The 6,775-nt window shown below is 46.0% G+C and carries 2 protein-coding genes, 8 tRNA genes and 1 rRNA gene; all 11 read right to left on the reverse strand.

Translation table 11 applies throughout. From position 1 onward, the window contains the following. Window positions 1–90 precede the first annotated feature (90 nt). Complete coding sequence (locus RCP16_RS18210; RefSeq protein WP_069325845.1) at window positions 91–1,221, reverse strand: ABC transporter ATP-binding protein; 1,131 nt, start codon at window positions 1,219–1,221, stop codon at window positions 91–93. Between the two features lie 284 nt (window positions 1,222–1,505). Next, window positions 1,506–2,693, reverse strand: coding sequence for a PucR family transcriptional regulator (locus RCP16_RS18215; protein ID WP_308641002.1), 1,188 nt, complete (start codon window positions 2,691–2,693; stop codon window positions 1,506–1,508). Window positions 2,694–2,829: 136 nt separating this feature from the next. Further along, window positions 2,830–2,902 (reverse strand) — tRNA-Lys (locus RCP16_RS18220). 25 nt (window positions 2,903–2,927) lie between these two features. Next, window positions 2,928–3,012: transfer RNA gene (locus RCP16_RS18225), tRNA-Tyr, on the reverse strand. A gap of 17 nt (window positions 3,013–3,029) precedes the next feature. Then, a tRNA-Phe gene (locus tag RCP16_RS18230) sits at window positions 3,030–3,105 on the reverse strand. Between the two features lie 38 nt (window positions 3,106–3,143). Next, window positions 3,144–3,219: transfer RNA gene (locus tag RCP16_RS18235), tRNA-Asp, on the reverse strand. Window positions 3,220–3,247: 28 nt separating this feature from the next. Beyond that, a tRNA-Thr gene (locus RCP16_RS18240) sits at window positions 3,248–3,323 on the reverse strand. Between the two features lie 6 nt (window positions 3,324–3,329). After that, a tRNA-Val gene (locus tag RCP16_RS18245) sits at window positions 3,330–3,405 on the reverse strand. An 11-nt stretch (window positions 3,406–3,416) separates the two neighbouring features. Continuing rightward, window positions 3,417–3,493: transfer RNA gene (locus RCP16_RS18250), tRNA-Met, on the reverse strand. Between the two features lie 62 nt (window positions 3,494–3,555). After that, a tRNA-Ser gene (locus RCP16_RS18255) sits at window positions 3,556–3,647 on the reverse strand. A gap of 76 nt (window positions 3,648–3,723) precedes the next feature. After that, window positions 3,724–6,647, reverse strand: a 23S ribosomal RNA gene (locus tag RCP16_RS18260). Between the last annotated feature and the right edge of the window lie 128 nt (window positions 6,648–6,775).

Genomic DNA, 6,775 nt, shown 5'->3' on the forward strand with positions numbered 1-6,775 from the left:
AAAAAGACTTACCCTTCTGATCGAAACCAGAATAGTAAGTCTTTTATCGAATGTTCAATCAGAACTTCTTACGTTATATGATGTAACGGATTAAGAAGGATCTGTGTAGAACAAGTTATCTTGAGATTCTGTATCAAAAATATGAACTTTGTTCATATCAATAGCCATAGTTGCTGTAGCGTTATCACGAGTAGTGGAACGACCATCAACACGAGCAACAACAGTGTCTGTACCTACACCGCTCAAGTATAGCAACATTTCATGACCCAAGTTCTCAGATACGTCTACTTTAGCTGTAAAAGCAGTCGCTGGAGAAGCTTCTAAGAATACAGGCTCTTCATGAATATCTTCTGGACGAACACCCAGAATCACTTCTTTACCTGTGAATCCTTGGTCTTTCAAGATTTGCGCTTTACCACCAGGGATAGCAAGCTCAACACCAGCAGCGCTGAATGTTAGACCGCCTGATTTTTCGGACAATGTACCACGGATAAAGTTCATTGTAGGAGAACCAATAAAGCCCGCTACGAACATATTACGTGGGTGATTGTACAATTCTTCTGGAGAAGCTGCTTGTTGAATAATACCATCTTTCATAACAACGATACGATCACCCATTGTCATTGCTTCGATCTGATCATGCGTTACATAGATAACAGTCGTTTGAAGACGTTTAGCTAGTTTAGTAATCTCAGCACGCATCTGACCACGAAGTTTAGCATCCAAGTTAGAAAGAGGCTCATCCATCAAGAAGACTTGAGGATCACGGACAATCGCACGTCCCAAAGCAACACGCTGACGTTGACCACCAGAAAGTGCTTTTGGTTTACGATCTAGCAAATGCTCGATATCGAGAATTTTAGCTGCTTCACGTACACGTTTTTCGATTTCGTCTTTTTTCACTTTACGCAATTTCAAACCAAACGCCATATTAGAATATACATCCATATGTGGGTACAAAGCGTAAGATTGGAATACCATCGCGATATCGCGGTCTTTTGGAGCTACATCGTTAACAACGCGATCGCCAATGTACAATTTACCTTCTGAAATTTCTTCCAGACCAGCAATCATACGAAGAGTTGTAGATTTACCACAACCTGAAGGTCCAACCAGTACTAGGAACTCTTTATCCTTGATATCCAAATTAACGTCGATAACTGTTGCTTTGTCAGAACCCGGATATTTCTTGAAAATGTGTTCTAAGCGTACGCCTGCCATAATAATAGCCTCCCTGGAATATGAATGTCATTTTGTAATTAAAAGTGTAATAACGTTACATCATAGAGCATATGTCCTTGATCAATCCGTAGTCTGATTTGTAATATCGAGTAGAGTTTACAACATCTTTTCGATAAGTTATAACTTCATTTCAATAGTAAAATCAGCTATGAATTACGGCTGCGAAGGTGATAACGATCGCCTATGTAACCGATTTCTTTTTCTATTATTATCTTACCCTAATCACGCCAAGACATCTATCGACAAACTATACAAAAAAATCATCAGCTTTTTGTCACTTTATACAATAGCAGTGTTAACTTCATCAAAACAGCGTCTTCAAACCGCCGTACATCCAATTCCGTCTCCTGCTTAATTTTGTCCAAACGGTACAATAATGTATTACGATGAATATACAATTGCTTTGCCGTCTCACTAACATTACAGTCCATTTTGAAAAAAGTCTCCAACGTAGCCACTGTCTCTTCATCAGCCAGCATATCTGAATATTGATCTGCTCTAGCTACAAAATCTGCACGGTCTTCATCAGGAATCCGGTACAATAGACGCTCCAAAGACAGTTCCCCGGGAAGATGAATATGATCTTTAACATGAAAAAGTCTACCTAGAGTGACTGTTTCTTTCAATAGAGAGACTTCAGCCAGTAATCGTTCACTAGGAACAATCGGCTTGGATACACCAATATGAAATATACCTACCCATTCACTAGCAATCAATTCATACAATCCTAATGAAAAATCCATCAGTACATCTTCTTCCGTATCTTCTACTTCTATATCAGAGTCACGACCATGACTTTGTTTTAAATCAGAACTATCTTCAATCAGTTCACGATTTGTGAGGATAAACCATTCATTTGGGGATAATGGCAATAATAATACTTCTCCACCAAAATAACTATATAATAGCTTCTCTAATTCTTTGGTTGTAAGCACACCCGTCTGAAGACTATCCGCAATTAATAAAAAAGGAATCATCGAACTGGTTAATCTTTCTTTCAGAAGATACCCATCCGGAATAATCGCTTTTGACTGTCCTATATCTAGCTGCTCTGTCATCCAAGCACTTAGCTGTTGTATCCCTTGTTCACGAATAGACAATGAAGAAGGCTGACTTGCTGTAGCCATAGATGCTGTAAATGCAGGCAACAATAATTCCAACAATGATCTAAGCTTAAGGATAACATGTTGATGATCACTATCGAGTGACTCTTCTGAATCTTTGGAAGTACTAGAAGCGTTTAAAGAAATAGCTTTCGGTTGAATTTGCCATAACGTAACTATAGCAAGATCTTGCTTCACAGCGATCCATCCACTTTCTTCTCGACCCGCTCGATACGTATCTGATTCCCAATCTTTCACAGCCACAGACTGTTCTTCAATACGGTAATCTATGATTGATTCAATATGTTCTTTTAATGTACTCCAGTTCATATCATAAATTCCTTCCATAGCTAGAATCATACATTGATGGCTACTTATTATATGGATAAAAAATCAACATAATAAGACTACTCCATCAAATTATACAAAAAAGCAGACAAAACAAAAAGCACCCTGCTGATTAGCAAGATGCTTTTTAATATGATGAGTCATGAAGGGCTCGAACCTTCGACACCCTGATTAAAAGTCAGGTGCTCTACCGACTGAGCTAATGACTCATATTAAGTTTAAAGTAAATAAAACTGGTGGAGGCTGATGGATTCGAACCACCGAACTCGGAGAGAACAGATTTACAGTCTGCTGCGTTTGGCCACTTCGCTAAGCCTCCATAATGAATACAAAAAATGGTGGCTCGGGACGGAATCGAACCGCCGACACGAGGATTTTCAGTCCTCTGCTCTACCGACTGAGCTACCGAGCCATAACATATTCATTATATATTTTATTTAATTAAAAAAATGGCGGAACCGACGGGATTTGAACCCGCGATCTCCTGCGTGACAGGCAGGCATGTTAACCCCTACACCACGGTTCCAGGGTTGTATAACTTTTTGAAATGAAAATGGTGCCGGCGAGAGGATTTGAACCCCCGACCTACTGATTACAAGTCAGTTGCTCTACCAACTGAGCTACACCGGCATATGGTGGTGGAGATTGACGGGATCGAACCGCCGACCCTCTGCTTGTAAGGCAGATGCTCTCCCAGCTGAGCTAAATCTCCAGGGATATGTATGGTAGCGGCGAAGGGAATCGAACCCCCGACCTCACGGGTATGAACCGTACGCTCTAGCCAGCTGAGCTACACCGCCACATTTAAAAACTAGTCTTTCATGATATGCTGTCCACTATTCTTATTTAACATAAGATCTAGTGGCGGAGAGAGAGGGATTCGAACCCTCGCACCGCTAACGCAGTCTAACCCCTTAGCAGAGGGTCCCCTTATAGCCACTTGGGTATCTCTCCATGTTAAATCATATACAGACAGGTTAGTTGCTCCCTGAAAACTGAATCCGAAAACTGAAACACCGCGTTTGTAGATTTGGATAAGCCCTCGACCGATTAGTATTGGTCAGCTCCATGCCTTACGGCACTTCCACCCCCAACCTATCAACCTCGTCGTCTACAAGGGGTCTTACATACTGGGAAATCTCATCTTGAGGGGGGCTTCACGCTTAGATGCTTTCAGCGCTTATCCCTTCCGCACGTAGCTACCCAGCGATGCTCCTGGCGGAACAACTGGTACACCAGCGGTGCGTCCATCCCGGTCCTCTCGTACTAAGGACAGCTCCTCTCAAATTTCCTACGCCCACGACAGATAGGGACCGAACTGTCTCACGACGTTCTGAACCCAGCTCGCGTACCGCTTTAATGGGCGAACAGCCCAACCCTTGGGACCTACTTCAGCCCCAGGATGCGATGAGCCGACATCGAGGTGCCAAACCTCCCCGTCGATGTGGACTCTTGGGGGAGATAAGCCTGTTATCCCCAGGGTAGCTTTTATCCGTTGAGCGATGGCCCTTCCATGCGGTACCACCGGATCACTAAGCCCGACTTTCGTCCCTGCTCGACGTGTCTGTCTCGCAGTCAAGCTCCCTTATGCCTTTACACTCTTCGAATGATTTCCAACCATTCTGAGGGAACCTTAGGGCGCCTCCGTTACACTTTAGGAGGCGACCGCCCCAGTCAAACTGCCCACCTGACACGGTCCCTGTACCGGATCACGGTACGAGGTTAGAACTCAAATGCGATCAGGGTGGTATCCCAACGGCGCCTCGACCGAAGCTTGCGCTCCGGTTTCTACGGCTCCCACCTATCCTGTACAAATCGCACCCCAGTTCAATATCAAGTTGCAGTAAAGCTCCATGGGGTCTTTCCGTCTTGTCGCGGGTAACCTGCATCTTCACAGGTATTAAAATTTCACCGGATCTCTCGTTGAGACAGCGCCCAAATCGTTACGCCATTCGTGCGGGTCAGAATTTACCTGACAAGGAATTTCGCTACCTTAGGACCGTTATAGTTACGGCCGCCGTTTACTGGGGCTTCGGTTCATAGCTTCGCTTGCGCTAACCACTCCCCTTAACCTTCCAGCACCGGGCAGGCGTCAGCCCGTATACTTCGCCTTGCGGCTTCGCACAGACCTGTGTTTTTGCTAAACAGTCGCTTGGGCCTTTTCACTGCGGCCCCCTCGTGCTATTCACACTACCGGGGCACCCCTTCTCCCGAAGTTACGGGGTCATTTTGCCGAGTTCCTTAACGAGAGTTCTTCCGCGCGCCTTAGAATTCTCTTCTCACCCACCTGTGTCGGTTTACGGTACGGGCACCTGCTTCCTGGCTAGAGACTTTTCTTGGCAGTGTGAAATCATGACCTTCGCTACTACAATTTTCGCTCCTCATCACAGCCTGGCCTTGCGGTATGCGGATTTGCCTACATACCAGCCTCACTGCTTGAACGGACATCCATCAGTCCGCGTCACTATCCTCCTGCGTCATCCCATTGCTCATAACGGCTTTCGGTGGTACAGGAATTTCAACCTGTTGTCCGTCGACTACGCCTTTCGGCCTCGCCTTAGGTCCCGACTTACCCTGAGAGGACGAGCCTTCCTCAGGAATCCTTGGGTTTTCGGCGGATCAGATTCTCACTGATCTTTTCGTTACTCATACCGGCATTCTCACTTGAATGAGGTCCAGCGCTCCTTGCGGTACACCTTCAATCTTCATTCAACGCTCCCCTACCCCTGATACTAATGTATCAAGCCATAGCTTCGGTGGTGTGTTTAGCCCCGTTACATTTTCGGCGCAAAGTCACTCGACCAGTGAGCTATTACGCACTCTTTCAATGGTGGCTGCTTCTAAGCCAACATCCTGGTTGTCTGTGCAACTTCACATCCTTTCCCACTTAACACACACTTGGGGACCTTAGCTGATGGTCTGGGCTGTTTCCCTTTCGACAATGGATCTTAGCACTCACTGTCTGACTCCCGGAATAAAGTCTGTGGCATTCGGAGTTTGACTGAACTTGGTAACCCTTGCGGGCCCCGCATCCAATCAGTGCTCTACCTCCACGACTCAACTTCCGAGGCTAGCCCTAAAGCTATTTCGGGGAGAACCAGCTATCTCCAGGTTCGATTGGAATTTCTCCGCTACCCCCACCTCATCCCCGCACTTTTCAACGTGCGTGGGTTCGGGCCTCCAGTACGTGTTACCGTACCTTCACCCTGGACAGGGGTAGATCACCTGGTTTCGGGTCTACGTCCACGTACTTAGTCGCCCTATTCAGACTCGCTTTCGCTGCGGCTCCGGCTTTTCACCTTAACCTTGCACGGGAACGTAACTCGCCGGTTCATTCTACAAAAGGCACGCCATCACCCATTAATAGGGCTCTGACTTTTTGTAAGCACACGGTTTCAGGTTCTATTTCACTCCCCTTCCGGGGTCCTTTTCACCTTTCCCTCACGGTACTGCTTCACTATCGGTCGCTAGGGAGTATTTAGCCTTACCAGATGGTCCTGGCAGATTCATACGGGGTTTCACGTGCCCCGCACTACTCGGGATCCGTCTCGGAGAGAATGAGATTTAAGCTACAGGGCTTTCACCTTGTCTTGCGGGCCTTTCCAGACCTCTTCGCCTACCTCATTCCTTTGTAACTCCAAAGAGACGTCCCACAACCCCAAGAAGCAAGCTTCTTGGTTTGGGCTGTTCCGCGTTCGCTCGCCGCTACTGACGGAATCACTCTTGTTTTCTTTTCCTGAGGGTACTTAGATGTTTCAGTTCCCCTCGTCTGCCTCTGCACACCCTATGTATTCAGGTGTGAGTAACTGGAGATGAATCCAGTTAGGTTTCCCCATTCGGACATCCCCGGATCACAGCTTGCTTACAGCTCCCCGAGGCTTTATCGTTGTTCGCCACGTCCTTCATCGGCTCCTAGCGCCTAGGCATCCACCGTGTGCTCTTAGTAGCTTAACCTAAGTGTTTCTATAAATAGAAACGGTGTATATTATTTCTCGCCTACGCTGTTTAACACAGCAGTAGAGAAGAAACATTCTAAAACGCGATGTTTCGTTTTCGGTATCCAGTTTTCAAGGATCAACTTT

The sequence above is a fragment of the Paenibacillus nuruki genome, assembly GCF_963311185.1.
GTDB classification, from domain to species: domain Bacteria; phylum Bacillota; class Bacilli; order Paenibacillales; family Paenibacillaceae; genus Saccharibacillus; species Saccharibacillus nuruki.

Excerpts from the sequence above, each read along its gene's own strand:
- RCP16_RS18215 (WP_308641002.1), bottom strand. The coding sequence starts at position 2,693 with ATGGAAGGAATTTATGATATGAACTGGAGTACATTAAAAGAACATATT.
- RCP16_RS18210 (WP_069325845.1), bottom strand. The coding sequence starts at position 1,221 with ATGGCAGGCGTACGCTTAGAACACATTTTCAAGAAATATCCGGGTTCT.